Source organism: Sphingobium sp. TomTYG75 (assembly GCF_054771635.1).
The window spans coordinates 2,475,610-2,502,311 of sequence record NZ_BSRE01000001.1 but is presented as its reverse complement, the minus strand read 5'-3'; the positions used below and the strand labels follow the sequence as shown (position 1 = coordinate 2,502,311).

The 26,702-nt window shown below is 63.0% G+C and carries 24 protein-coding genes and 1 tRNA gene; 9 read left to right on the top strand and 16 right to left on the bottom strand.

Going from position 1 to position 26,702, the window contains the following annotated elements:
* Positions 1 to 4 precede the first annotated feature (4 nt).
* The 7 genes from ACYU81_RS12665 to ACYU81_RS12635 all read right to left on the bottom strand — a co-directional run bounded on the left by ACYU81_RS12665 (position 5) and on the right by ACYU81_RS12635 (position 8,803).
* Positions 5 to 1,216 (bottom strand): XrtA/PEP-CTERM system-associated ATPase, encoded by a 1,212-nt coding sequence (locus tag ACYU81_RS12665; protein WP_460987903.1) that lies wholly within the window; start codon positions 1,214 to 1,216, stop codon positions 5 to 7.
* Positions 1,217 to 1,235: 19 nt separating this feature from the next.
* On the bottom strand, positions 1,236 to 2,819 hold the full coding sequence (locus ACYU81_RS12660; RefSeq protein WP_460987901.1) for a hypothetical protein: 1,584 nt from the start codon (positions 2,817 to 2,819) through the stop codon (positions 1,236 to 1,238).
* The gene (locus tag ACYU81_RS12655; RefSeq protein WP_460987900.1) at positions 2,816 to 3,733 is read right to left on the bottom strand and encodes a P-loop NTPase; all 918 of its coding nucleotides are present in this window, start codon (positions 3,731 to 3,733) and stop codon (positions 2,816 to 2,818) included. Before ACYU81_RS12655 ends, ACYU81_RS12660 begins: the two co-directional genes overlap by 4 nt.
* Positions 3,734 to 3,744: 11 nt before the next feature.
* Positions 3,745 to 5,262 (bottom strand): XrtA system polysaccharide chain length determinant, encoded by a 1,518-nt coding sequence (locus ACYU81_RS12650; RefSeq protein WP_460987899.1) that lies wholly within the window; start codon positions 5,260 to 5,262, stop codon positions 3,745 to 3,747.
* 1 nt (position 5,263) lies between these two features.
* Complete coding sequence (locus tag ACYU81_RS12645; RefSeq protein ID WP_449472051.1) at positions 5,264 to 5,908, bottom strand: XrtA/PEP-CTERM system exopolysaccharide export protein; 645 nt, start codon at positions 5,906 to 5,908, stop codon at positions 5,264 to 5,266.
* A gap of 133 nt (positions 5,909 to 6,041) precedes the next feature.
* Positions 6,042 to 7,274, bottom strand: coding sequence for a pyridoxal-dependent decarboxylase, exosortase A system-associated (locus ACYU81_RS12640; RefSeq protein WP_460987898.1), 1,233 nt, complete (start codon positions 7,272 to 7,274; stop codon positions 6,042 to 6,044).
* A complete protein-coding gene (locus ACYU81_RS12635; protein ID WP_460987897.1) occupies positions 7,271 to 8,803 on the bottom strand; it encodes an acyl-CoA ligase (AMP-forming), exosortase A system-associated in 1,533 nt (510 codons plus the stop codon). Before ACYU81_RS12635 ends, ACYU81_RS12640 begins: the two co-directional genes overlap by 4 nt.
* A gap of 50 nt (positions 8,804 to 8,853) precedes the next feature.
* Between ACYU81_RS12635 and ACYU81_RS12630 the strand changes: the two genes are divergently transcribed.
* Together ACYU81_RS12630 and ACYU81_RS12625 are read left to right on the top strand one after the other, a co-directional pair.
* A complete protein-coding gene (locus ACYU81_RS12630; RefSeq protein ID WP_460987896.1) occupies positions 8,854 to 9,861 on the top strand; it encodes a GNAT family N-acetyltransferase in 1,008 nt (335 codons plus the stop codon).
* Between the two features lie 29 nt (positions 9,862 to 9,890).
* On the top strand, positions 9,891 to 10,181 hold the full coding sequence (locus ACYU81_RS12625) for a phosphopantetheine-binding protein (RefSeq protein WP_460987895.1): 291 nt from the start codon (positions 9,891 to 9,893) through the stop codon (positions 10,179 to 10,181).
* Between the two features lie 174 nt (positions 10,182 to 10,355).
* Here ACYU81_RS12625 and trxB read toward each other — a convergent pair whose 3' ends face one another.
* From trxB to ACYU81_RS12600, 5 genes are all read right to left on the bottom strand, one after another.
* Entirely contained in the window at positions 10,356 to 11,318 is a 963-nt protein-coding gene (gene trxB / locus ACYU81_RS12620; protein WP_460987894.1) for a thioredoxin-disulfide reductase, read from the bottom strand.
* Positions 11,319 to 11,447: 129 nt separating this feature from the next.
* On the bottom strand, positions 11,448 to 12,185 hold the full coding sequence (locus tag ACYU81_RS12615) for a peptidase (protein WP_460987892.1): 738 nt from the start codon (positions 12,183 to 12,185) through the stop codon (positions 11,448 to 11,450).
* Between the two features lie 24 nt (positions 12,186 to 12,209).
* Positions 12,210 to 13,082 (bottom strand): transglutaminase family protein, encoded by an 873-nt coding sequence (locus tag ACYU81_RS12610; protein WP_460987891.1) that lies wholly within the window; start codon positions 13,080 to 13,082, stop codon positions 12,210 to 12,212.
* A gap of 16 nt (positions 13,083 to 13,098) precedes the next feature.
* Complete coding sequence (locus ACYU81_RS12605) at positions 13,099 to 14,031, bottom strand: alpha-E domain-containing protein (protein ID WP_449472041.1); 933 nt, start codon at positions 14,029 to 14,031, stop codon at positions 13,099 to 13,101.
* A gap of 127 nt (positions 14,032 to 14,158) precedes the next feature.
* Positions 14,159 to 15,568 (bottom strand): circularly permuted type 2 ATP-grasp protein, encoded by a 1,410-nt coding sequence (locus ACYU81_RS12600; protein ID WP_460987890.1) that lies wholly within the window; start codon positions 15,566 to 15,568, stop codon positions 14,159 to 14,161.
* A gap of 230 nt (positions 15,569 to 15,798) precedes the next feature.
* Here ACYU81_RS12600 and ACYU81_RS12595 point away from each other — a divergent pair.
* Positions 15,799 to 15,875, top strand: a tRNA-Met gene (locus ACYU81_RS12595).
* A 160-nt stretch (positions 15,876 to 16,035) separates the two neighbouring features.
* Here the strand turns inward: ACYU81_RS12595 and ACYU81_RS12590 are convergent.
* On the bottom strand, positions 16,036 to 16,335 hold the full coding sequence (locus tag ACYU81_RS12590; RefSeq protein ID WP_460987889.1) for a HigA family addiction module antitoxin: 300 nt from the start codon (positions 16,333 to 16,335) through the stop codon (positions 16,036 to 16,038).
* Positions 16,335 to 16,622 carry a type II toxin-antitoxin system RelE/ParE family toxin gene (locus ACYU81_RS12585; protein WP_449471955.1) on the bottom strand — a complete coding sequence of 96 codons (288 nt, stop codon included), beginning with the start codon at positions 16,620 to 16,622 and terminating at the stop codon, positions 16,335 to 16,337. Before ACYU81_RS12585 ends, ACYU81_RS12590 begins: the two co-directional genes overlap by 1 nt.
* A gap of 242 nt (positions 16,623 to 16,864) precedes the next feature.
* Between ACYU81_RS12585 and ACYU81_RS12580 the strand changes: the two genes are divergently transcribed.
* A complete protein-coding gene (locus tag ACYU81_RS12580; protein WP_460987888.1) occupies positions 16,865 to 17,296 on the top strand; it encodes a universal stress protein in 432 nt (143 codons plus the stop codon).
* A 57-nt stretch (positions 17,297 to 17,353) separates the two neighbouring features.
* Here the strand turns inward: ACYU81_RS12580 and ACYU81_RS12575 are convergent, their stop codons facing one another.
* Positions 17,354 to 19,252 carry a potassium transporter Kup gene (locus ACYU81_RS12575; RefSeq protein WP_460987887.1) on the bottom strand — a complete coding sequence of 633 codons (1,899 nt, stop codon included), beginning with the start codon at positions 19,250 to 19,252 and terminating at the stop codon, positions 17,354 to 17,356.
* A gap of 188 nt (positions 19,253 to 19,440) precedes the next feature.
* On the opposite strand from ACYU81_RS12575, the gene ACYU81_RS12570 reads away from it, so the two are divergent.
* From ACYU81_RS12570 to ACYU81_RS12555, 4 genes are all read left to right on the top strand, one after another.
* On the top strand, positions 19,441 to 20,667 hold the full coding sequence (locus tag ACYU81_RS12570; protein WP_460987886.1) for an NAD(P)/FAD-dependent oxidoreductase: 1,227 nt from the start codon (positions 19,441 to 19,443) through the stop codon (positions 20,665 to 20,667).
* Positions 20,668 to 20,808: 141 nt separating this feature from the next.
* A complete protein-coding gene (locus ACYU81_RS12565) occupies positions 20,809 to 21,486 on the top strand; it encodes a head GIN domain-containing protein (protein ID WP_460987885.1) in 678 nt (225 codons plus the stop codon).
* A 324-nt stretch (positions 21,487 to 21,810) separates the two neighbouring features.
* Positions 21,811 to 23,085, top strand: a complete 1,275-nt coding sequence (locus ACYU81_RS12560; protein WP_460987884.1) for an ammonium transporter — start codon at positions 21,811 to 21,813, stop codon at positions 23,083 to 23,085.
* A gap of 4 nt (positions 23,086 to 23,089) precedes the next feature.
* Positions 23,090 to 23,935, top strand: a complete 846-nt coding sequence (locus tag ACYU81_RS12555; protein ID WP_460987883.1) for a glycosyltransferase family 2 protein — start codon at positions 23,090 to 23,092, stop codon at positions 23,933 to 23,935.
* Here the strand turns inward: ACYU81_RS12555 and ACYU81_RS12550 are convergent.
* Positions 23,932 to 25,263 carry an MFS transporter gene (locus ACYU81_RS12550; protein ID WP_460987882.1) on the bottom strand — a complete coding sequence of 444 codons (1,332 nt, stop codon included), beginning with the start codon at positions 25,261 to 25,263 and terminating at the stop codon, positions 23,932 to 23,934. The two genes, ACYU81_RS12555 and ACYU81_RS12550, sit on opposite strands and share 4 nt — an antisense overlap.
* 166 nt (positions 25,264 to 25,429) lie before the next feature.
* Here ACYU81_RS12550 and cyoA point away from each other — a divergent pair, with 166 nt between their 5' ends.
* Complete coding sequence (gene cyoA, locus ACYU81_RS12545; RefSeq protein WP_460988187.1) at positions 25,430 to 26,572, top strand: ubiquinol oxidase subunit II; 1,143 nt, start codon at positions 25,430 to 25,432, stop codon at positions 26,570 to 26,572.
* The last annotated feature ends 130 nt before the right edge of the window (positions 26,573 to 26,702 follow it).

Below are 26,702 nucleotides of genomic sequence, written 5' to 3'. Positions count from 1 at the left end.
AGCGTCAGGCAGCAGCGCTGCGCGGCGCGTCGCCCATCCGCTGTTCACGCTCCACCCAGTCCACCAGCAACGTCAGCACCCGGCGCAGCGCGGTATCCTGTTCGCCCACGCGGAACTCGAGCGAGGAGAGCCGTTCCTCGATCAAAGTGAAACAGTCCTTCAGCGCCTCGGGGTCCACTGCCTGGATGGCGACCTGTTCGATCCGCAGCGAGTCGACCTCCGCGCGCAGCGTGGCGATCTCGTCCATCAGAGCGGGCGATGGCTCGGGCTGACGCGACCGCAGCGCATTGAGTTCTGCGCGCAACGTCTCGCGCGCAGGTTCCGCCTGCGCCGCAACCGGAGCCGCAGCAGGCGCCTCCTCCGCGCGATCCAACACGGATGACGGCATCGGCTGCACGGCAACATCGCTGTCCGCGCCCATATCCTCGATCACCGCCTGAACAGCCGCCGCATCGATCTCCGACAGCTGATCGAGCGCGCCGAGCAGCAGCACGCGGCTGGCCAGCACATTGACCCGGCGCGGCACGCCGCCGGTCGCGGCATAGATCGCCGCGAACGCCTCCGGCGTGAACTGCGGATCGCCATTCCACCCGACGATCGACAGGCGATGCAGGATATAGGGTTCGATCTCGTCCGGCTGCATCGGATCGAGATGATGGGTCGCGATCACGCGCTGCCGCAACTGCTCCAACTGCGCGGACTTCAGCAGATCGCGAAATTCCGGCTGGCCCAGCAGGAATATCTGCAACAGCGACTGCCCGCCCAGCTGGAAGTTGGAAAGCATACGCAGCTCTTCGATCGCCGAGACCGAAAGATTCTGCGCCTCATCAACGATCAGCAGCGACCGCCGCCCCGCCCGCGCCTGCCCATGCAGGAACGCCTCGATCTGCCGCAAAATCTGCGCCTTGGGCATGTCGTCGGTCGGCAGGCCAAAGCTCTGCGCGGTGAGGCGCAACATGTCGTCACCGCCCACCTGCGTCGACACGATCTTGACGGCGGTCAGCCGCGCCGGATCGATCGTCGCCATCAGGTGCCCGACCAGCGTCGTCTTGCCAGCCCCGATGTCGCCGGTGATGACGATGAAGCCTTCACCCTGTGCCAGGCCGTAGCCCAGATAGGACAGCGCCTTCCTGTGCGTCGCACTTTCGAAGTAGAAATGCGGATCGGGTGTCAGCTGGAAAGGGCGGCCCTCAAATCCGTAGAACTGGTCGTACATCTCTCGTCTCCGGACGCGATTAGAAGCTGTACCGCAGGCCGACCTGGCCCATGGCGTTGATGACGGCATCCAGATCATCCGCCTTGGCACTATCGAGCCCAAGCGAAGCGGATGCCTGAAGATTGCGGTTGATGAGGCGGTTGTAGCTGGTGAATGCGCCGAGGTTCAGCACATCGAGCCGCGCGCCGCTCGCATCGAAATAATTGGCGTAGACGGCGCTATCCAGACTGGACCGACTGTCGATCACATAGCTGAGCGAGGCGGTGCCATACCAATTCTGATCCCGCGTCCCGCGCACGAACACCGTCTGACCCGAAGGCGTCACGAACTTGCGCTGCGAATAGCCAAGGCCGACGCCAAGGCCCCAAGGCCCCCGCTGCGCCGCATATTGGGCGGCAACGCCCCGGTAGCGGAAGTTCGCATCCGTAACCCCGGTCAGCGCGTCGTTGAAGCACTGCCCCCCGCCGCTTTGCGAGAAGGCGCAACCGGTGAAATCGCCCGTGAATGGGTTGCGCACGACATTCAGGCTGCTGCCCGAAACCGCCGCGACATTGGACGTGATGATCCGCCCAAAGCTGTCGATGCCGTCGAACACCACCAGCGCGAAGGACTGGCCGCGACCCTGCCATACGAAGCTGCCCGTGTAAGTCATGCCGCCATAGCGTTCGCCGACCCGCGCTTCCAGCGAGGTGCGGCGGTTGGGCCGCCAGAGCACACCAACGTCCCAGATGATGTCATCGAAATCATAGATCAGCGCACGCGGCGAACTGTCGTCAGTGACATAACGGCCGTTGCGAACGACCGGCACGCCGCTCCCGTCAAGCTCAGGCGAACGCTGGCTGATCTTGATCCGTTCATAGCCTACACCGCCGGCAAGGGCGACGGTCGGCGACACCGGCAGCGTCGCATCCACGCGGCCCCACGCATCCTCGAACCGCTGATCAAGCTCGCTCGCATCTTCCCGGTCATAGCCAGCGCTCGCCACGATGCCGAGCGGCAGCCAGACACCCGGCGCCACGCCGACCGAACCGGCCAGGCTATGCGAAACGGAATCGGCGAATGAGCCGACATTAGGCGCTCCGGCAAAATCAGCATTCACATCCTCATCCACCCGCGCATAGCCGAGCCGATAAGAGGCAGTGACGTCGATGTCGCCGAAGGATGAGGCATAGGACGGCCCCACATAACCGGCATAAACCTGGCTCGTCTGGCTATCGTTCAGCGTCGCCGCACCCGACAGGCCATCGGTGCGTATGCGCGTCGCAAGCGCGCCCGCATTGAGCGTCAGCCCATGCGACACCAGATACTGGCCCGACACGATACCGCTGATCACATCCTGATCGCTGGCCTCACGCCCCCAGCCAAAGCTGTGATTATATTGAATGTCAGCGACCGCCTCGACACGGCGCGTCTGCAACTGCGCCGTCAATCCCGCCGTCACATTGGTATAGGTCAGGACATCGCCACCGCCTTTCAGCGGCACGAGCACAGTTTGATCGACGCCCAGATAGGGCGTGACTTCGACCTTTCGCTCCTGCGCCATGGCGGGCGAAGCGGCGAGCGCTAGCGCGCCCAGCAACCCCAGGGAAGTACGCAGCATCATGCGTCGTCGCTCCCCTTGCCATAATAGCTGCCAAAGCGGCGGCCGCTGGCCGAGAAGGTGACGCCGTTCAGCAACAACTGCACTTGCCCAGCCGCCTTCAGCATCCCCGCCGCGTCACGGAGCGCGCTTTCGCTGGTCTGATCGGCGCGCACCACCAGCAACGCGATGGCGGCATGGCTCGCCAGCACGGCGCCCGCCGAAGCGGCAAGAAGAGGCGGCGAATCAAACAGGATGACCCGATCCGGCCGTCCCTCGGTCAGGCGGCGAAGCAACGTTTCCGTCCGCGCCGAAGCCAGATATTCGGTATCGTTGTTGCTGCGCTGCCCCGCAGGCAGGACGGCAAAGGACGGAATGTCCGTCCGGATCACACAATCCTCGATCGCGACCGACGGATCGGCGATGGCGTCCATCAGCCCCGGCCCGCTCGTCAGCCCCAGCGCCTCGGGAATGCCCGGCTTGCCGAAGTCAGCATCGACCAGCAATATCTCCCGATCCTTCTCCGCCGCCAAACTCAGCGCCAGATTGATCGCGCAGAAGCTCTTGCCCTCCCCGCTATGCGCTGAGCAGACAAGCACGCGATTGCCGCGCGGATCATCACCAAGCTGCGCCAGCAGATCGCGCTTCAGCAGCCGAAACTCCTCGCTGATCCCCGTCGCCGGACTATCGGGCGACAGCCAACCATTTTCGGCCAGAGCGACCCGATCGATACTCTGCACCGGCCCACGCCAGTCAGGCGCGCGATATCCCGTCTCCGCCGCCACCGGCCGAGCGATTTCCACCACCGAAGGCAGAGGCTCGCCAGCAGGCACCTCAACCGCAGGAGCGGCACGCCCCTGCAAGGCCGCGCTGAAATCATAGATTTCTGTCGCCCGCTCGATCAGCGAACCTTTGGAAAGGGAGCTATGCTTGTTCATCTTGCCGCTCCTCAGGCCATGCCACGCTGGATGAATTCGACGAGGATCAGCAGCACACACAGCGCCGCCAGCCCCCCGCTCGCACCGGCGAACCATTTCAACCGCTGCTTCTCGACCGCCCTCTGCGCGGCGCTAACCGTCTGCGTAATGGAACCGATGACCGGCAATCCAACCGCCCGCTCCAGCCGTGCCGCCGTCGGGAAGCTGCCCTTGAGCTGCCCCATGGCAAAGGCGCTACCCACGCCCGCGCCGATCCCGACGATCAGCACGCCCAGCAGCAACAGCGGCCGGTTGGGCGCGGACGGCGCGGTGGGCGCGCTCGGCGGATTGATCACGCGGAACTGGACGGAACCCGTTTCGGTCTTCACATCGCCGCGCAGGCGCACATCCTCGCGATCAGCGAGCAGCTTGTCATATTGCGTCTTCAGCACCTCATAGTCGCGGTCGAGCTTCTCCTGCTCGGCGGCGAGGCCCGGCTCGTCAGTCTGGCGCGATGACATAGCGTTCAAGTCAGCCTGAAGCTGCGCCTTGCGCGTCTGTAGCGCCTGAACTGTGGCCGCCCGTTCCGCCTGCATCGACTTGATCGACAGGTAAGCCGGATTGGGCGAACCGCTCGCCCCGCCACCACCGCCGCCCTGACGGCGCAGCGCATCGACCTGCCGTTGGGCTGCAATCACATCGGGATGGTCGGCGGTCCAGCCCCGCGCGCGCATCCCGGCAAGGTCCGCCTGCGCCTGCGCCAGTGCGGAAGGACCACCCGACGCGCCAACACCCGGCAACACCTGCGGTGTTCCGGCAAGCTGGCCGTTCATGGCGCTCAGCGCGCTCGACGCCTGCACCAGCTGCGATTCGATATTGTTGATCTCCATCCGCGCCGCGTCCATGCGCTGACCGATGGAGCCCGCGCCCGGCAGCATCCCGGCATAGCGCTGCTCGAACTCGACACGACGTTGCTCTGCGGCGGCCAATTGACGACCGCGCGCCGCGATCTGCTGGTCAAGGAAAGCAAGGCTCTGCTTCGTCTCGACACGGTCGGAGGACAGGTTCGTTTCCTGGAAAATCTCGATCAGCTTCTGCACCGCCTGCTGGGCGATCCGCGCATTGGCTCCGTCCGAAAGGCTGGAGTCCGCCGACTTGGCGCTGATGTCGATCATGCTGGGGTCAGCCTGCGCCATCACGGTGATGCCTTCACGCAGCGCCGTGATCCTGGCCGCCATGTCGCGCGGGCCGCTGATCGTCTGGTTAAGGTCGGTTTCCTTGACCACACGCTCCAGATTCGCGGTGCTGGCCAGCGTCTGGCGCACGCGATCAAGGTCCTGCTGCGATTGGACCTGCGTAATGCCGACCTTGTCCTGCAACAGCGACTGCGTGTTCACATAAACCCGCGCCTTGCTTTCATAGCTGTTGGGCACCAGAGCGACACCCAGCCACCCCAGCATGCACACGCCCCACGCCACGGCCAGCGCCAGCCAGCGCCGGGTCCATATGCCGTGAAGGGCGATCAGCAGTTCGTCGTAAAGACCGGCCATATCAGAACATGCTTTCCGGAATGATGATGACATCGCCCGGGGCCAGCATGACATTCGCCTTGCTGTCGCCGCGCTTCAGCAGGTCGCCGATACGGACGTTGAATTCCTGCTGCTTGCCCTCTTCCTTGTTGAAGCGAACGAGCCGCGCCCGGTTGCCCGCCGCATATTCGCTCAGCCCCCCGACGGAGATCATGGCGTCAAGCAGCGTCATGTTAGCGCGATAAGGAATGGAGGCAGGCTTTTCGGTCGCGCCGACAATCCGCACCTGCTGGCTGAAAGTGCCCGAGAAATTGTTGACGATCACCGACACCAGCGGATTTTCAATATATTTGGTGAGCGCCACCTTCATGTCGTCGGCCAGCTGCTTAGGCGTCTTGCCCACGGCCGGCATGTCGGCGATCAGCGGCGTGGTAATCCGCCCGTCCGGCCGCACCTGAACCTTCGCACCCAATTCCGGGTTGCGCCATACGAATACGGTCAGGTCATCGAGCGGCCCGATCACATATTCCTCGCCCGGCCCTTCCTGCTGCGCCACAAAGGACGCAGAGGGCAACTGGGGGCCACCGCCTCCCGAAGCGCAGCCCGACAGCGCCAAAGCAGGCAACGATGCGCCGATCAGAGCCCGGGAAACCGACAGGAAACGCATATCTTCACCTCATCATGCGGCCGCACGCCAGCACGGCCGCCAGACAGGTGAAGCGGCCGCAAAGCGATGGGCTTTGGGCCTCTTCTTGCCGCTAAAGGGTAAAGATACGGTTAGGCGTCAAACTATTGGTATATCAGCCAAGTAATAGTTCGAGCGCGGGCGGGTGCCCCAAAAAGGCGGCGGGACTAGCCGAAGCGCCATAGGCCCCCGCCGCGAAGATCGCGATCAGGTCCCCTTCCACCACCGGCGGCAAAGCAACCTTGTCGCCCAGCTTGTCGATCGGCGTGCAAAGACACCCTACGACCGTGACGGCCTCCTCCGCAGGCGGCGCGCCATAACGGTTCGCCACCGCCATCGGATAGTTGCGCCGCACCACCGTTCCGAAATTGCCGCTCGCCGCCAGTTGATGGTGCAATCCACCATCTACCACGACGAACGTCTCGCCCTGGCTCTGCTTCACATCGACCACACGGGTCAGATAGACGCCAGCCTCCCCCACCAGCCAGCGGCCAAGCTCCATCGCAAACTCGCTCTCCGCCAATATGTCAGGACGCGCATGGAGCGTCTGGCCCAGCGCTTCCCCGATCGGCGCAATTTCCAACCGCTGATCGCCAGGAAAATAGGGAATACCAAATCCCCCACCCAGATTGACGAGCGGCGGTGTGGCTCCCACGGCGTCGGAAAGCCGCGCCGCCAATCCCACTGTTGCCGCCTGCGTGTCGATCAGCGCCTCCGCATCCAGCGCCTGCGATCCGGCAAAGATATGCCAGCCGCGCCAATCGGCTCCCCCATCGATCAGTGACCGTGCAAGCCCCGCCGCCCGATCCGCATCGACGCCAAAGGGCTTAGCCCCGCCGCCCATCCGCATGCCCGACCCTTTCAGGTCAAAATCCGGATTGACCCGCACCGCCAGCCGGGGCGTCCGCCCCCGCTTCTCGGCAATGGCAAGCGCACGCCGCGCTTCACCCTCCGACTCCAGGTTCAGCGTCACGCCAGCGTCGATCGCGGCGGCGAGTTCGTCATCACGCTTGCCCGGCCCGGCAAAGCTCATATGCGCGGCATCCATCCCGGCTTCCAGCGCTCGCGCCATTTCCCCGCCCGAAGCCACGTCAAAGCCGTCAACCAGCCGCGCCATGCGTTCCAGCAGCGCCGGATAAGGGTTCGCCTTCACCGCATAATGGATCGACAATTGCGGCGGCATAGCCTCCCGCAAATCGCGCACCTGCCGCTCAACAATCCCCATGTCATAGACGAACAGCGGCGTATCCCCCGCCTCATCCACCAGACTCGCCGCGCCGCATCCGCCGATCAGCAACATGCCTTCCTCACCCTCGAAAAAGGGCGGAACAGGTCCCATCGGCTTCATCTGTCATATTCCTTGGCCAGTGCCACTCGGTCGATCTTGCCATTAGGCGTCCGGGGAAAATCCACCAGCCTGATGATCGTCCGCGGCTGCATGAAGTTCGGCAATTCGGTCTTCAACCTCGCCTCGACCGTCGCCTCAGCCTCAGCGTCGCCAGATCGGATGAGCAGCAACACCGCCTGCCCCAGCCGTTCATCCTTAATCCCCAGCGCGACGGCCTCCGCCACCCCAGGCACCGCGACCGCCGCCTCCTCAATCTCGGTCGGACTGATGCGATTGCCCGAGGATTTGATCATCGCGTCATCGCGCCCAACGAAATAGAGCAGCCCCTGCCCATCCCGCCGCACGCTATCCCCTGACCAAACCGCCATGCCGCCATAGCGAGAGGATGACGGCGCAGGCTTGAACCGCTCTGCCGTGCGCGCCTCATCCCGCCAATAGCCTTGCGCCACCAGCGGCCCGCAATGAACCAGCTCACCCGCTTCATCATCGTCCGTCAGGCTGCCATCAGACCGCACAACCAGTATCTCCGCATGCGGTATCGCCGACCCCATCGAGTCTGGATAGCTGTCCACCAAGGCTGGCGGCAGATAGGTCGATCGAAAAGCCTCGGTCAGCCCATACATGGGATAAAGGTCGGCCTCGGGAAAAAGGTCGCGCAATTTAGCCACCAAAGGCCGGGTGAGCGCGCCTCCACTATTCGTCAAACGCTTTAGCTTCCCCGCCACTTCCGGCTTCCACTCGAGCTCGGTCAACTGCACCCAAAGCGGCGGCACCCCGGCCAAGGTCGTGATGTCACGCTTGTCCACTGACTTCATGACGTCACGCGCCGTCAGATAGTCGAGCGGATAGACGCACCCGCCCGCATACCAAGTCGAAAACAACTGATTCTGCCCATAATCGAAACTGAAGGGCAGCACGCACAAGGTCCTGTCCTCGGCATTGAGGCCCAGATAACGAGCCACACTCGCCGCGCCGAGCCACAGATTGGCGTGGCTTAACATCACCCCCTTGGGCCGCCCGGTCGAACCGCTGGTATAGAGGATCGCCGCCAGATCATGCGGCCCGGCCTCGGAGGGCGGCATTCCATCCCCACCACTCGCGGCCGCCGCCGCATCCTCCTCCCGCAACAAACGGCAGTCACCCGGAACATCACCCTGCTCCAAAGTATCAAGCCGCGCCGGAGTACCAATCAACAACCGCGCGCCGCTGTCGGCAAGGATATGCGCAACCTGCGCATGCTTCAGCAGCGGATTGACCGGCACATGCACCAGCCCCGCGCGTGGGGCCGCCAATGGCATCAGCGCAGCGACCGGCCCCTTGGCAATCCAACTTGCAACCCGCGCGCCCTTTTCCAGCCCGAATCCCGCCAGCCACCCCGCCAACCGACCAAGCGTCGTCTCCAGTTCGGCATAATCCTGCAATCCCGAACGGCCATCCAGCGCCGGACGCGCCGCCTCACCCCGCAACAACAGGTGGTCGATCGGGCGAATTTCCTCGCCATCGATCAGGGCGGCGCTGCTTAACTCCATTTCCAGACTTTTCACCTAAGGCATTGGGACAGTGCCGGGGAGATAATGGTTTGCTGGTCACAAGGGAATACAGTACGATCGCAGATGCCCGGCAGGCGCTGGGCGGACGGATGGATCGCGCCGCGACGGCTTGCTTGTTCGACCGCATCGACTGGTTCGAATCGCTGCACGAACATTGCTTCGCGCATCAGCCCATCCGCGTCCTTCAGGCGATCGAGGGACAGGTCGAGGCATGGCTATTCCTGCTATCGCCCTCTCCCGAGCGGCAGAGCGCGCTTGCCAACTGGTACAGCTTCGCCTGGTCGCCGATATATCTCGGCGATCCTGATGAACCAATGCGCCGCCGTCTGGCAGAGATACTCGCCGCCGAACTGTTCAAGACCGGCCGCCACATCGACTTTTATCCGGTCGGCGATACGGCGGAAATGCTCCTCGATGCCTTCCGGCGTAGCGGCTGGTTCGGCGTACGCCGGCCCATGGGTGGACGCCATATGCTCGCCCTGCACGGCCGCGACTTCGCCGCTTATTGGGCGAATCGGCCAAGCCGCCTGCGCAATCAGGTCCAGCGCAAGGCCCGATCCAGCCGTTTCACCATCGAGATTCGCGATCAGGTCGATGACGCGCTGTGGCACGACTATGTGACGGTACATGCGAGCAGTTGGAAGCAGCCCGAGCCCGGCCTCTCCTTCCTGCGCGCCCTGGCCGAACGTGAGGGTGCCGCCGGAACCCTACGGCTCGGCTTCGCGCGCCTCAACGGCCAGCCAGTGGCGACCCAGCTTTGGACCGTCGAAAATGACGTCGCCCTCATCCACAAGCTGGCGCATGATCGCGCCTTCGACGGCGCTTCTCCGGGCACATTGCTCAGCCACGCGATGTTCGCCCACGCCATAGATACCGACAGGGTCAGCGTGATCGACTATGGCACCGGCGACAATCCCTACAAGGCGGAATGGATGGAACAGCGCCAGACGCTCTACCGTCTCGACTTCTTCAATCCGCGATTTGCCTCGACATGGATTCCCGCCGCGCGAACCGCGATTTCCGCCCTTGTGGGCTGAAGGCGGAACGATTAGGTAAGCCCCCCATCATGCGGGCGAAAACCTCTATGCCGGTCGACCGGACAAGCGACATGTCAAACGCGATGCGCGATCTGCTTCGCGATGTGCTGGCCCTGTCGCAGGAACGCGTCGATGCCTTCGACGCCGAGACGCCCCTGTTCGGCGCTCTGCCTGAACTGGACTCCATGGCCGTTGCCACGCTGCTGACGGAGATGGAAGATCGGCTCGACATCCTGATCGAGGATGATGACATCGACGGCGAAACCTTCGAGACCTTCGGCACGCTGGTTGCCTTCGCGCGGACGAAGATAGAGGCCTGAGCGCTTCCCCAGTCTATCAGACACCTAATCCCCGTTCGGGCTGAGCCTGTCGAAGCCTTCTTCTTTCCTTGAAGGACGAGGAGAGCCCTTCGACAAGCTCAGGGCGAACGGAGAGTAGTAAGCTCCCGTTCACTAACCAGGCGAGGCACGCAGCGCGCCTCGCCTCTGCCCCGCTCACTCAGCCGCCATCGCCTCGAAGTCCGCCTCGGCCAGGAACTTCTCCACGTCCAGCGCCGCCATGCAGCCCATGCCCGCCGCCGTCACCGCCTGCCGATAAATCTTGTCGCTGACGTCGCCAGCCGCGAACACGCCCGGTATGGCCGTATGCGTCGTACCCGGCTCCACGACCAGATAACCTTCATCCATCGGCAGCTTGTCCACGAACAGCTCGGTCGCAGGCTGATGCCCGATCGCCACGAAAGCCCCATCCGTTTCGATATGCGAAGCCTTGCCCGTGACCGTATCGACCAGATCGACGCCGACCAGCCCTTCCGGATTGCCGCCACCCACGAACCGCTCAATCTTCTGGTTCCAAAGCACCTTGATGTTCGGATGCGCAAACAGCCGCTGCTGCAAGATTTTCTCCGCCCGCAGCGAATCGCGCCGGTGGATCAGCGTGACGTCATGGCTGTGATTGGTAAGGTACAGCGCCTCCTCGACAGCGGTGTTACCCCCACCGATCACCACCACCTTCTTGCCACGATAGAAAAAGCCATCGCAGGTTGCACAGGCGGAAACGCCCTTGCCCTGCAACAGCTGCTCGCCTTCCGTACCCAGCCATTTCGCCTGCGCGCCCGTCGCGATCACCAGAGAGTCGGCAAAATAGCGCGTCCCGCTATCGCCCGTCAGGCGAAAGGGCCGCTCCGACAAATCGACATCGACGATCTGATCATACATCATCTGCGCGCCGACATGCTCGGCCTGCGCCTGCATCTGCTCCATCAACCACGGCCCCTGGATCACGTCGCGAAAGCCAGGATAATTCTCGACGTCGGTCGTGATGGTCAGCTGCCCGCCCGGCTGCATGCCCTGCACCACGATGGGAGCCAGCCCCGCGCGCGCGCCATAAATGGCGGCCGAAAGCCCGGCCGGCCCCGAACCGAGGATCAGCATGCGAGTGGAATGGGTAGCGGTCATCAAATTCCCCAGCTCTTTGGATTCGTTTGTCGGGATGAAATAGGCAGCGGCGCCGGGCGCGCAAGCCTGACTATCGCATGGAATTGCTTGGGCGCGGGCAAGCTCCGCCTCCCCCTGCCACTCCAACCGTCAGTCAATGACGTTAGGCAGGTCCTCAAACCCCTTGCGCAGCGCCGCCGACCAACTGAGCGAAAGCAGCTGAAATTCCTCGTTATCGGCCTCGATACGGGTGCGGACACGGAAATCGAACTGGCCGCGCTCGATCACGGTCAGGTCCAGCGGCATGCCGACCGACAGGTTCGATCGCAACGTCGAATCCATCGACACCAGCACCGCCTTTGTCGCGTCCTCCAGACTTGTCTCGCGCTTGATGATCCGGTCCAGGATCGGCTTGCCATATTTATGCTCGCCGATCTGGAAGAACGGCGTGTCCTCCGTCGCCTCGATGAAGTTGCCCGCCGAATAGATAAGGTAGAGGCGCGGCTTGCCCCCCCGCCGTTCCCCCGCGAGCAGGATCGACGCGTCCGCACCCGATCCCTGCATCTCGATGGTGCTGCGATAATGCTGCTGCATCTCGCACATCGCATCCCCCACCAGTTGCGCCGCGCGGTGCATCGTCGCGCAATTCAGGATGCTTTCAACGTCCGGATCGACCTGCGAATCCTTGATCGCGCGGCCCAGCATCGTCTTGACGCCCTGCGTGATGGACAGGTTGCCCGAACACATGAGCACCAGCGACCGTTCGCCCGGCACGCTATAGGTAAAGCTTTTCCGAAAGCGGGCGATATTGTCCATCCCCGCATTGGTGCGAGTGTCCGACAGCATGACCAATCCCTGGTCCACGCGCACCGCCACACAATAGGTCATCGCCCATCGGGCTCCTATATCCGTTCAACCCTGCGGGATGGCAGGCTGAAGGCTTTGTTGTTGCTGCCGTTGCAGCTGCCTTTCTTCCACCCCGTCCTCCGCCTGCGCGATCCGGACGTCCGCGTCAATCCAGATATCGCCCGCCACCGTCACGGACCCCCGGATGGGCGCCGCCGCATTGGCATCCAGGCCCGACGCCAGCCGCAGATAGCGTTCCGTCACACAGACCCGGTTTGATGGATCGAACCCGACCCAGCCCAGATCCGGCACACACGCCTCAACCCAGGCGTGGGTTTCATGCAGGGCAATGCCCCCCTCAGCCAGCAGGTATCCCGTCACATATCGCGCCGGGATGCCGAGGGCGCGCGCGCCCGCAATGAATATCTGCGCATGGTCCTGACAAACTCCCGCCCCCAACGCGAAGGCCTCCGCCGCCGTGGTATCCGAAGACGTCACTCCACCCCGATAAGCCACAGCGTCGCTGACCGCCGCCGACAAGGCATGCAACCGCGCAAGCGTCCCCCCATCATCCGGCAGGGAAAGCGCCATGTCCCGAATGGCGTCGGAAGTCCGGGTCAGCTGCGTTTCCCGCAGAAAATAGAGCGAAGGCACCCCACCGTTTCCATGGCCCAGAACGCCGCTCGTTTCGTTCGTCTCTGCCAACCCTTCGGCAACGACCACCGCATTGTCCAGCCGGTCATGCCGTATCCAGACAGCCTCCATCTCGCCAAAGCTGTTGCGGCGGAAACCTTCAACCGGCTCACCATTCACACTGACCCGCCATTCCAGCACCCTTTGCGAGGCCGTGTCGATCGGCATCAGCTTCAGGCGCATCGCCACCCGGCCTGCCGTCGCGGCATAACGATAAGTCGTCTGGTGGCGGACCAGCAGTTTCAAGGCGTACCGCGCTCCTTCATCCGAAATGATAGGTTTGGGCGATCTCCGCGCCCAATTGGTTGGTCATCTTCAATCCGCCCAACACGGTTTCATGCAGACCGACGCGGAAAATCTCTCCGCTGTCCAACTGTTCCAGATCGTTCACCATTTGCCGCACCGTCTCATGGCACGTGCCCCGCCCATTGTGCCAACCCGCCAGCCGATTGAGCCGATAGGCAAGCTGTTCATAGCAATAGGCCACACTGCGCGGGAAAAGCCGGTTCAGCATCAGGAAATCGGTGATCTGCCAGGGCGTATAAGTGCCGCCATAGACATGATGATAGGCCCGTGCTCCAGACAGAGCGTAGAGCACCGACGTCCACTGATAATGATCGCGGTTGCCCCCGATCACCTCGGTTTCTGGCAGCAATACATAATATTTAACGTCCAACAGCCGCAACGTCATCTGCGCCCGCTCCAGCGCCGACCCGGCCCGCAGGAAGTCATGCCCTTCATTGCGCAACTGCCCGGAATGCGCCGCACCCCGGAACGTCATGACCCGCGTCTTGACCCAATCGATCAGCGCCGGAAGCTGCTGCCGCGCTTCACCCACATCATAGCTGTCCAGCTTGCGCCACCCTTCGTTCAGCGCCTCCCACATGTCCTGGGTCAGCATGGTGCGCGCCGACTTGGCATTGGCGCGCGCCTTCAGCAGGCAGGACCGGATGGAACTGGAATTATCAAGGTCCAGCATCAGATAGGATATGGCGTCCCTCTCGGCCACCTGTATGCCTTCGGGAAATAGGCCATCGACCCCGGCTGCCCGCACGACCGACCGCCATTCGTCGCGATGGTGCGCCCCCGGCAGGATCGCCATGCGCTGTCCCATGGTAAGCAAACGAGCCGTAGCCTCCGCCCGCTCCATATAACGCGCCATCCAGTAAAGATTCTCGGCAGTCCGGCTCAGCATGGGCGCACCCACCTCCTCCCCGTCATCCCAGCGAAAGCTGGGATCTCAGGCCCACCGGCACCACGCAGCCTCAAGAGATCCCAGCTTTCGCTGGGATGACGATGAAGAAAAGGGACGCGCACCTCCGTCAATCCTGCAACACCCATGTGTCCTTCACCCCACCCCCCTGACTGGAGTTCACCACCAACGACCCTTCGGTCAGCGCAACCCGAGTCAGCCCGCCCGGCACCAGCCTGATCTGCTTGCCCACCAGACAATAGGGCCGGAAATCCGCGTGCCGCCCGACCACCGAAGCCGGGCCAAGGGTAGGCACCGTCGAAAGGTCTAGCGTCGGCTGCGCGATGAACTCGCCCGGATTAGCCTTGATGCGCTCCGCATAAGCGGCGATTTCCGCACTGGTGGACTTGGGGCCGATCAGCATCCCATAGCCGCCCGACCCATGAACCTCCTTCGCCACCAGTTCGTGCAGATGTTCCAGCACATAGGCGCATTCGTCCGGCTTCCCGCACTGCCATGTCTGGATATTGCCCAGGATCGGCTGTTCACCCAGGTAAAATCGGATCATTTCCGGAACGTAGATATAGACCGCCTTGTCATCCGCGATCCCCGCGCCCGGCGCCGAAGCCAGCGTCACCCCGCCATTACGATACACGTTGAAGATGCCGGGAATGCCCAGCAGGCTATCGGGCCGGAACACCAGCGGATCAAGATATTCGTCATCGATCCGGCGATAGATGACATCGACCTGCCTGGGGCCAAGCGTCGTCTTCATCCACACCCGATCCTCATCGACGAACAGGTCCGCGGGCTCCACCAGCTCCACGCCCATAAGATCGGCCAGGAAGCTATGTTCATAATAGGCGCTGTTGAGCGATCCCGGCGTCAGCAGCACGACCACAGGATCACCCTTGCACGCGGGCGGCGCGACTTCCTTCAGGCTCTTGAGCAGTTCAGCGGGATAATCATCGACCGGCGCCACCAACCCCTGCGCGAACAGTTCGGGGAACATGCGCGTCATGATCTCGCGATTTTCCAGCATGTAGGAAACGCCCGACGGCGTGCGGCAATTATCCTCCAGCACCTCGAACCGCGCAGGCCCGGTGCGGACAATGTCGATTCCGACGATATGGCTGTACACCTTCCCCGGCGGGGTGAAGTCCGCCATCTCGGCAAGATAGGCGCTGTTCTGGTAGATGATGTCGGCAGGCATGATCCCCGCCTTCACGATCTCGCCCCGATGATAGACGTCGTGCAGAAACGCGTTCAACGCCCGCGCCCGCTGCCGGATGCCCCGGTCCAGCACGCGCCATTCCTGCGCGGTGAAGATACGCGGCAACAGATCGAACGGGATCAATCGCTCCGGATCGCCGCCCTCACCATAGACCGCAAAGGTAATGCCGATACGTCTGAAGATCGCTTCCGCTTCATCCAACCTGCGGTTGAGCCCGGCGATGCCCGTCCGATCCACCCAATTCTGCACTTCGGCATAGCAAGGCCGTATCGAACCATCCGGCTCAAACATTTCGTGGAAGGGCAAAGCGTCGATCCTCCCTCGGGCAGAGCCCGGTTGTGCATTGCAACATTAGTGCAACGTGACAGAACGATTGCAAGCGCAAAAAGGCCGCCGCCCAAGATTTCCCCGCGCACGACGTCCGGTGACCTTCCCTGAAGAGAATTTGCACAGCCGTCGCCAAACCCCGTTGACCCCACAAGTCGCTCTGCCTATAGCGCGCGCACCGCAGGGCGACTGCCCGGCGCAGCCCATGGGGCGGAGTAGCTCAGCTGGTTAGAGCAGCGGAATCATAATCCGCGTGTCGGGGGTTCAAGTCCCTCCTCCGCTACCATCGGAAAGCCTGGATATCCTTGATTTTTGCCTTCGGGCCGGCCGTAAGCACGGCCTTTTTTGATGTTCACAGTGTCCCGTGAAATCCGCAGAATTTCGTCAAATTCGTTAGGTTACGGCGCCTTCATGCAGCATGGATGCAACATGACGCGGACGCTATTTCACGCAGCGATCAGGCTCCGCACGGCCAGATCGGCTTCATGCTCGCGCGCCTTGCCCAACTCGTAGCGCGCCTGCATCCGCATCAGCGTCTCCGCCTTCACACCAAAGGCATGCTCGAAGCGGATCGCCATATCAGCCGAAAGGGCCGCCCGCCCGTTCAGAAGCGAACTGATCGACTGCCGACTGACGCCGAACGCTTCGGCCAGATCGTTGATCGAAACACCATGCGCCTCGACAATCTCGGTCTTGAGCCATTCGCCCGCATGGACCGCGAACGACGGATGAATCTTGATAGCCATCAGTGATAATCCTCCAGGTCCAGATCTACGACGGCGCCCTGCTCATCAAGCGAAAAGGTCAGGCGCCAGTTTCTAGTCACGGTCATCGCCCATGTCCCGGCACGGTCGCCGGTCAAGGGGTGAAGCCCGTAATTTGGAGGTGTTGAAAGTTCGTCCAGCGTGTCGGCATCAATGATGAAGTTGACCATCTTGAACAGCCGATCGACCAGATCGCCAGGTAGTCCTTTGGCTTTGCCTGTCTCAACAAACCGCCGCAGAGCTTTGTGGCTGATGCTCTCGATCTCCATAGATGGAAAGTAGCGCTTTACACACTCATGTCAAGTGTGGCTTTACATTTTGCGGTTAACAAAAGAGGGACCTACCTCCGGCAATCCTTCAGATTCGCACCAATCGCGCCATCCTCACGCTCTTTGGCGTCCGGCGCCGGGACATCTGCGCGCTGTCATCTCGGCTGAAACTCTTTGTTACAGACGCTACACCTTTCGGCTCGCCCCTCCTGATAGAAGTCATGGTCAAGAAAGGAGAGACCATGGCTTTTTCATCTATATTGGTCGCTATCGACATCCATGATCCTGATCACGCAAAGTCCGCGCTGGAAGCAGCAGCAGCGCTTTCCGCAGGCGGCGCGAAAGTGCATATCCTTTATGTGCGATACTTTCTGCCAGTGAATTATGAAGGCGCAATCACCGTCGACTTCGACACGCAGGAGATCACAGAGGCCCAGCGACAAGTCGACGAATGGAAAGCCGAGTTCGGCCTGACCCATGCCACTTTCGCATCCCATCGCGGCCGAGTGCGCGATGAAGTTCTGGATGAAGCGCAGCGGGTGGGCGCCGACCTCATCATTATCGGATCACATCAACCGTCGCTCTCATCCCGCGTGCTGGGCTCCAACGCCGCCGCGATCGTCCGCAATTCGCCGATCAGCGTGCTCATCGCTCGTCAGAAAGAGATCGGCTAACTGATGCCCCGCCAGCCGATGGCTTGCCCGCCATCGGCAATCGGCGTGATCGCTAGATCAGATTTCCAGCTGCGATCCCAGTTCCACCACCCGATTGGTCGGCAGCTTGAAAAACGCCATCGGGCTTTCCGCATTACGCACCATCCAGGCGAACAGCCGCTCGCGCCAGATGGCCATGCCGGGCCGGGATGACGGCACCAACGTCTCCCGGCTGAGGAAATAGCTGGTGTCGGCAACGCCAATCGGCCCGCCGCAGTCGCGTACCGCCTTCATCGCGGCGGGCACATCGACATTTTCCATGAAACCATGACGCAGCATCAGGCGATAGAAACCCGCGCCATGATCTTCGACGCTGGTACGGCCTTCATAGGGCAAATGCGGGACTTCCTCCGCGCGCACGGTCAGGATGATGTTGCGCTCATGCAGGATGCGGTTGTGCTTGACGTTGTGGAGCAGGGCCGGAGGAACGCCCTCCGTCGTTGAGGACAGGAAGATCGCCGTGCCCGGCACTCGCTTCAACGAGGCTCCGGCCGACTTGATGAACAAGTCGAGGTCCATCGCATCTTCGCGCAGACGGTTACGCATGATCCGTCGCCCAGAAGCCCAGGTCGTCAGCACCAGGAAAGCTATGGCCGCGACCAGCAGCGGGAACCATCCGCCATCCGGAATCTTCGTCGCGTTCGACAGAAAATATGCGCCATCGATGATCAGGAACAGGCCCGTCACCATGCCCGCGACGAACGGGTTCCAGCGCCAGACGCTGAACATCAACGCCCCCATCATGCAGGTGGTGATGACCATCGTGCCAGTGACCGCAATGCCATAGGCCGCCGCCAAATTGCTCGAACTGCCAAAGCCCAGCACCAGCATGATGACCAGCACTAGCAGCGTCCAGTTGATCAGCGGCATATATATCTGCCCCGCCGCCGATGCGCTGGTATGCAGGATGCGCAGGCGCGGGAGGAAACCCAGCTGCACCGCCTGCCGCGTCACGGAAAAGGCACCGGATATGACCGCCTGGCTCGCGATCACCGTCGCCAAGGTCGCTAGGATCACCAGCGGTAGCCTCGCCCATTCGGGGGCAAGCAGGAAGAACGGATTTTGCGCCGCCGCTGGCTCATCGAGCAGCAACGCCCCCTGCCCCAGATAATTGAGCATCAGGCACGGCAGCGCCGCGTAAAGCCACGCGATGCTGATCGCCTTGCGCCCGAAATGCCCCATATCGGCATAAAGCGCCTCCGCCCCCGTCACCGCCAGCACCACCGATCCCAAAGCCAGAAACGCCAGTTTAGGGTCGATCAGGAAGAAGCGCAGCGCCCACCATGGATTGACGATGGCGAAGATCTCCGGGTGCCGCCATATATTGGTGACGCCCAGAATTGCGAGCGCCAGGAAATAGACCACCATGATCGGCCCGAACAGCGCACCGACTCGCGCCGTGCCGATGCTCTGGATCACGAACAGGGCGATCAGGATCACGATCGCGATCGGCAGCACCAACGGCGTCAGCCCCGCCTGCACCACCGTCAGCCCCTCTACCGCCGAGAGGACAGAGACCGCCGGCGTGATGATCGCATCGCCATAAAAGAGCGCGGTGGCAAGCACGCCCAGCGCCGCGACCGTCGGCGTCCAGCGCGTCTCGCCCATCCGCCGCCCGATCAGCGCCAGCAGCGCCATGCTGCCGCCCTCGCCATTATTGTCGGCTCGCAGGATGATGAACACATATTTGACCGTGACGACCATGGTCATGGTCCAGAAGATCAACGACAGCACGCCATAGATATGGGCCGGGTCAACCGTCAGCGGATGGTGGCCGACAAAGCTTTCCTTCAGCGCATAGAGTGGAGAGGTCCCGATGTCCCCAAACACCACCCCCAACGCGCCGAGCGCGAGGCCGTGTAGCGGACCATGCGCTGCATGGCTCCCCCCGCTAACCGGCAAATCCTTGTCAGCCATAAGGCAGAAAACCCCCAACTTTGGCGAGCGCCTATGCCACAGTCAGGGATGGCAGCGCCATGGGGGACAGGCGGCCATCCGCTATTTTATATTTTGCCCCGCTAACTTCAAAAGTCCCCCTACCCCTTGTCAGTCCGGGGAAAGCGCGCCAAGGACGGCAGCAACTTGGACTGAGGGGATGCTGGCCGATGAGCCATTATGACGTTCTGATCGTAGGCGCGGGTCATGCAGGCGCGCAGGCGGCCATTTCGCTTCGTCAACTCGGCTTTGAAGGGTCCGTCGCCATGATCGGTGACGAAAAATACCCGCCCTATGAGCGCCCGCCGCTGTCGAAGGAATATTTCGCGGGCGACAAGGTCTTCGATCGCATCCTCATCCGCCCCGCCGCCTTCTGGGAAGAGCGCAAGATCGACATGCTGCTCGGCCACCGGGTGAAGGCTGTCGATCCGGAAAGCCAGACCGTCACCGTCGGCAACGAGCATATCTCCTACGGCAAGCTCATCTGGTGCACGGGCGGCAGCCCGCGCATGCTGACCTGCGACGGCGCCGACGCGCCCAACGTCCATGCCGTCCGCCGCCGCGACGATGTCGACGCCATGATGGCGAAGATGGACCAGATCAACCATGTCGTCGTGATCGGCGGCGGCTATATCGGGCTGGAAGCTGCCGCCGTCCTGACGAAGTTCGGCAAGAAGGTCGTGCTGCTCGAAGCGCTCGATCGCGTCCTCGCCCGCGTCGCCGGGGAAGAACTCTCCCGCTTCTACGAAGCTGAACATCGCGCCCATGGCGTCGATCTGCGCACCGGTGCCAAGATGGACTGCATCGAGGTGCAGAACGGCAAGGCGACCGCCGTGCTGATGCAGGATGGCGAGCGGATCGAAACCGACATGGTGATCGTCGGCATCGGCATCATCCCCGAAACCGGCCCGCTGATCGCAGCGGGCGCTGTTGGCGGCAATGGCGTCGATGTCGATGAATATTGCCGCACCAGCCTGCCCAACATCTATGCTGTCGGCGACTGCGCATCCCACGCCAACCGCTTCGCGCGCGGCGCCCAGCTGCGCCTTGAGTCAGTGCAGAACGCCAATGATCAGGCAAAAACGGCCATCGCTCACATCATGGGCAAGGAAGAAGCCTATGACGCCGTGCCCTGGTTCTGGTCCAACCAATATGATCTGAAGCTCCAGACCGTGGGCCTTTCGATCGGACATGACCACACCATCCTGCGCGGCGATCCGGCAACCCGCAGCTTCTCAGTCCTATATCTGAAGGCCGGAAAGCTCATCGCGCTCGATTGCGTCAATGCAGTGAAGGACTATGTGCAGGGCCGCGCCCACGTCCTTTCCGGCGCACTGCTTGATCAGGCGCAGCTGGCCGATTCCTCGGTCCCGCTGAAGGAAGTCGGCCTCGCCTGACGAAGCCCCTCTTTGCGGCGTCTGATCAACTTGATCGCGTGGGAATTTGCCGCCTCAAGGCACGACGCTATCAACTTTGTCGAAAGCGTTTTGCGGTAGGGCGGCATCATGACAGGTCGATCGCGAAAGCCCCTCCACCTCATGATAGTAGCCGCTTCGCTGCTACCGTTACCGGCCATGGCTGCAACGCGCGGCTATACCATCACCAGCTTCGACGCCATCCGGGTCGATGCGCCGGTGGAGGTGATCATCACCACCGGCGCTGGCGCTTCCGCCAAAGTCGATGGCGACCAATCGCTGATCGAACGGCTGCACATCGATGTATCGGGGCGTCTGCTGACAATCAGGATGGACCGCGCCCAACCCGGCGAGAAAAGCGGCGGCCGTGCCACCGTCCGGCTCTCGACCGGCACGCTTGAAAGGCTGGTGCTGACGGGCGGCGGCTCCATCTCGGTCAGTCGGATGAAGGGATTGCGCGGAGAAATCGTGCTTGGCGGCAATGGCGACGTCAGCGTCGCGGCGGTTGACCTCGATCAGCTTAGCCTCGGCCTCGCCGGCGCAGGCCGCGCCACGCTGGCCGGGCGAGCCGCAACAGCGACAGTGCGGGTAAATGGTCCGGGCGCCGTAGCTGCCGATGGCCTGCGCGTCCGCCAGGCAACGGTCAGCAATGACGGCCCCGGCAATGTCGCCCTGACCGCAGACGTGACCGCCAAGATATCGGCATCAGGCTCGGGTGACGTCACCGTAGTCGGCAAGGCCGCCTGCCAGGTCGAAAATCGCGGCACGGGCCGCATCTCCTGCGGTGGCGAAGCCTATTAGAGCTTGATCGTCTTACACGGAAGCATCGGCATTAAGGCTGATTTTCCGTCACCCCGGGCTCGACCCGGGGTCCCGCTCCTTTTCTGACGCAGCCGAGGCAGCGGGATCCCGGATCAAGTCCGGGGTGACGATCACTCACATATGAGCATGCTCTAGCGCGCCGGGGCTTTTGTCGCGATCACGCAACCCCGTTCGGGCTGAGCTTGTCGAAGCCCCTTCTCTTTCTTGAAAACCCCGCCCCCACATCCCCACCCCCACTAACCTTATCAAAGTGTTTACCGCCACCCCATAGACCATAGGGCACCAGACATATCGGATCGTCCCATGTTCGCTCGTGCCCTCCTCCTCTTCCTCTTCATGGCCTCGCCCCAAACGGCAGAAGCACAGGTAGCGGTGGCCGTCCCGGACAGCGGAGACACGGCCTGGATGATCCTCTGCGCCCTCCTCATACTGCTCGCCGGGCTTCCGGGCCTGCTCCTGCGCCACGCGGGCCTCGTCAATGTGCGAAGCGCACTGTCGGCAAGCACCCAGCTTCTCGTCGTCGCGGCGGGCGCATCGCTCGCTTGGGCCATCGCCGGATATAGCCTCAGCTTCGCACCGGGCAGCGCATGGCTGGGCGGCGGAGCGAACCTCCTACTCGCCAACCTCGGCTCCCTGAAGGCTGGGCTGACCGTTCCCGAATCCGCCTTCGTCCTGTTCCAGATGGCCCTGGCACTCTTTGCCGTATGCCTCCTCCCCGGCGCCACGGCGGGACGCGCGCGCTTCGGCTGGATGGCGGCCCTTGCCCCGCTCTGGCTGCTGATCGTCTATGCCCCGCTGGTTCATGGCATCTGGGGCGGCGGCTGGCTTGCAGCGCTCGGCGTCATCGACTTTTCCGGCGGCCTCGTCATGCACATGAGCGCAGGCTTTTCAGCGCTCGCACTCTCCCTGATCCTCGGCCGCCGCCCCCGGCATGCCGCCACGAGCCACGCACCTGTACTCAGCCTCGCGGGTGGCGCATTGATCTGGGTCGGCTGGGCGGGCATTTCCGGCGGCTGGGCTCTTGGCGCCACGGACAATGCCGCCACGGCCATCCTCAACACACATTTCGCTGCCTGCGCGGGCGCCCTCGCATGGGCACTGTCGGATCGCGCCGCGACCGGCCGCATCAGCGCCACCGGCATCATGTCGGGCGCCGTCGCTGGTCTCGCCGCCATATCTGCCTCGGCCGCTCTTTCGGGTCCCGGAGGCGCAATGCTGATCGGCCTTGTCGCCGCGCTTCTCTGCCGCATCGCAAAGGCAACGTTCGGACGCGGCGTCGATGATCCGGCGTCGGTGTTTCTGCTGCATGGGCTCGGCGGCCTGATCGGCGCTCTGCTGTTGCCCCTCTTCGTTCAGCCTTTCCTTGGCGGCGTCGGTTTCGAAGGCGACATCAGCCTCATAGCGGCCATGCTGAGCCAATTGGCCGGTGTCATCGCCGCCGCCCTCTGGTCAATGGCGGGAACCTCTATCGTCGCGCTGCTGCTATCGGTCGTACTGCCCATGCGTCTAACGGCAGAGGAAGCGGCAGAGGGCCTTGATCAGGTCGACCATGGCCAACAAGGCTGGGACTTCCGCTGACATCATGAGCATCGCCGTCGGCATCTTCGCCCATCAGGAGGAGCGGCGGATCGCCACCTGCCTCGCCTCGCTCCCGCTGGACCGGGCGGACACCGTCTATCATGTCCTCGTCAATGGCTCGACCGACGCCTCCGCCTCCCGCGCCCGCGACATCACAGCCGGACGCGCCAATGTCCGCGTGCATGACATCGCCCAGGGCGGCAAATCGCGAACATGGAACCACCTGATCCATGATCTGCTGGACGGAACCGACGAAGCCGTCATCCTCCTCGACGGCGACGCCCAGATCGCCCCCGGCTCCATCGACGCGTTGGTGGCAGCGGTAGGAGGCGACGGGATCAACGCGGCGGCGGGCATGCCGCTAAATGGCCGCATGGCCGCGCATTACCGCCACCTTCTGTCAACAGACGGCGGTCTCTTCGGCGACCTCTACGCCCTCTCGGGCCATTTCGTGAACCGCATCCGCGCGCGGGCCTTGCGCCTGCCCAACGATCTGATCGGTGACGACGGCCTCGTCGCGGCCTGGGCTCATACCGATCTGCAAACCGACACCGCATGGCAGCGTGAGCGTGTCGCGCCATGCGAAGAGGCAGGCTTCCTCTGCGAACCCGTCCGCCTCACCAACCCTGCAAGCTGGCGCATGCAATATCGCCGGATGACCAACTATTCGCTGCGCTTCTTCCAGAACCGCATCGTGTCCGACATCATGGGTAGGCAAGGACCTGACGGCCTGCCGCGCGAACTGCGCAGCCTCTACGCCGCATGGCTCCCCCACCTCGCCCCGCGCTCCGGTCCCACCGGGTTTTTCGACCGCAAGGCGCTAGCGCGGATGAGGCAGGCAGCCGCTTAGCGGTCCTTGCCCGCCAGCTCCTTGTTGATGAACAATGCCAGCCCCGTCACAACCGCGCCGGAAAACAGATAAGCGCCCGAAGCCGCCAAACCGAACGTGACCGACAGCGCCAACGCCACCAGCGGGGCAAAGCCCGCCCCCACCAGCCACGCAAGGTCCGATGTCAGCGCCGACCCCGTATAGCGCGTAGCCGTCGAGAAGTTGGACGCCACCACGCCCGAAGACTGCCCAAAGCTCAATCCCAGCAGCATGAACCCCAGGATCATGAACGCGATCTCGGCCAGCTCCCCGCCATTGAGCAGCAGCGGCGCAGCGATGCTGAATATCCCGATCCCCAGCGCTGACCACGCCAGCAGCTTGCGCCGCCCGACCATGTCCGCGACAAACCCCGACACGACGATCGCCAGCACGCCCACGCTCGCCCCGATCGCCTCGATCACCAGAAAGCGCTCCAGTGGCTGTTTCGTATAAAGCGCGATCCACGACAGCGGGAACACCGACACCATGTGAAACAGCGCAAAGCTCGCCAGCGGAGCGAACGCGCCGATGACGATATTCCGCCCATCCGTCCGTACCGTCTCCAGCACCGGCGAAGGCTGCAACTCACGCGCCTCGAACAGCCGTTCGAACTCATGCGTCACCACGATCCGCAACCGCGCGAACAGCGCCACCACATTGATCGCGAACGCCACGAAGAAGGGATAGCGCCAGCCCCAATCCAGAAAATCAGCCCGCGACAGATTGAACAGGAAGAAAGCGAACAGCCCACTCGCCACCACCAGCGCCAGGGGCGCGCCCAGCTGCGGCATCATCGCATACCAGCCGCGCTTGTTCTGCGGCGCGTTCAGCGACAGCAACGACGCAAGCCCGTCCCACGTCCCGCCCAGCGCAATCCCCTGCCCCGCCCGCAACACCGCGAGCAGCACCGCCGACCAGATGCCCACCGTCTCATATCCCGGCAGGAAGGCGATAAACGCCGTCGATCCCCCCAGCAGGAACAACGCGATGGTCAGCTTCACCCCCCGCCCATAGGCCCGGTCCACAGCCATAAAGATGAACGACCCGATCGGCCGCGTCACAAACGCCAGCGCGAAGATGGCAAAGGACCACAGCGTCCCCGCCAGCGGACTCAAAAAGGGAAAGACATGCGCCGGAAAAACGATGCACGACGCGATCGCATAGACGAAGAAGTCGAAAAATTCCGACGTCCGCCCGATGATCACGCCAATGGCAATCTCGCCCGGCGCGACCTTATGGTCCCGCGCCGTCACAAGGCGTGCGTCGCGCTCCATCTGCGTGGAGGATGGCGTGGTGGTCGCGGCGTTCATCGGTCTGGACTGGCCTTCATGCTGCGGGAACGATCCATGCCAAACATCGTTGCAGCATAGCGAATCGCCCCGGTGGTCGAAAGGCCATTGCCCCATTTTGCGCCTGCGAGGGGATAGGACAAAAGGTCCAATGTCGATCGCCAAGCATCCCCCTTATCCGGGCTTCATGACCGCACGCCCTCGCCCCTTTTCCCGAGCTTTTCTGCGCCGACTCGCGCCCTTGCTGCTACTGCCGCTCGGCGCATGCAACTGGGTGGTCATGTCCCCCGCGGGCGATGTCGCAGTGCAGCAGCGTGACCTGATCGTCATTTCGACGCTGCTCATGCTGCTCATCATCCTGCCCGTCATGGCCACGACCATCTGGTTCGCCTGGCGCTACCGGGAAAAGGCGCAGGCGAAGGATTATGATCCCGATTGGGACCATTCGACCAGCCTTGAACTGCTGATCTGGTCCGCCCCGCTGCTGATCATCATCGCGCTTGGCGCCATCACCTGGACCAGCACCCACCTGCTCGATCCCTATCGTCCCATCGAGCGCCTCGACCATGAGCGCAAGGTCGAACCCACCACCAAGCGGCTCCAGGTCGAAGTCGTCGCGCTCGACTGGAAATGGCTGTTCATCTACCCCGAACTCGGCATCGCCACGGTGAATGAACTCGCCGCGCCCATCGATCAGCCGATCGAGTTCAAGATCACCTCCGCGACGCTCATGAACAGCTTCTTCGTGCCCGCGCTGGCCGGCCAGATCTACGCCATGCCCGGCATGCAGACGGTCCTTCACGCCGTCGCCAACAAGCCCGGCAATTTCGAAGGCTTCTCGGCGAACTATTCCGGCGCAGGCTTCTCCCACATGCGCTTCCGCTTCAAGGCGATGGATCAGGCCGGTTTCGACCGCTGGGTAGCGCAGGTGAAGGCCAGCAACGCAAAACTCGACCGCGCCACCTATGTGAAGCTGGAGCAGCCGAGCGAAAAAGTGCCGCCCATGTATTTCGCAGGCGTCGAGCCAAAGCTCTTCCACGCCGCACTCAACATGTGCGCCCAGCCCGGCAAGCGCTGCATGGATGAGGTCATGATGACCGACATGATGGGCGGCGGCGGCAAGGAATCGGCGCGCGATACCGAAGGCTTGCGCCATGACGGCACCATCGATGTCGGCGGCTTTCACCCCGTCGAATCCGGCAAGAAGGGTGAGATCGCCCAACCCGTCGGCATGACGCCAGCCGCCGAGCGCACGCCTGCTGCGCAAGGCCATGAGGCTCCGGGGCAGAAGGATGCCGATGGACATGCAGGCGGTCATCATGGGCATTGAACTGATCACTAATTCACCCCTCCCCTTCAGGTCGAACGGAGGCACGCGACTCCGTTCGAGGGCCGGGGGTGGGGCTTCGCCCCAAGCGCTGCGCTACCCGGCCAGCCCCCACCCCAACCCTTCAAACGAG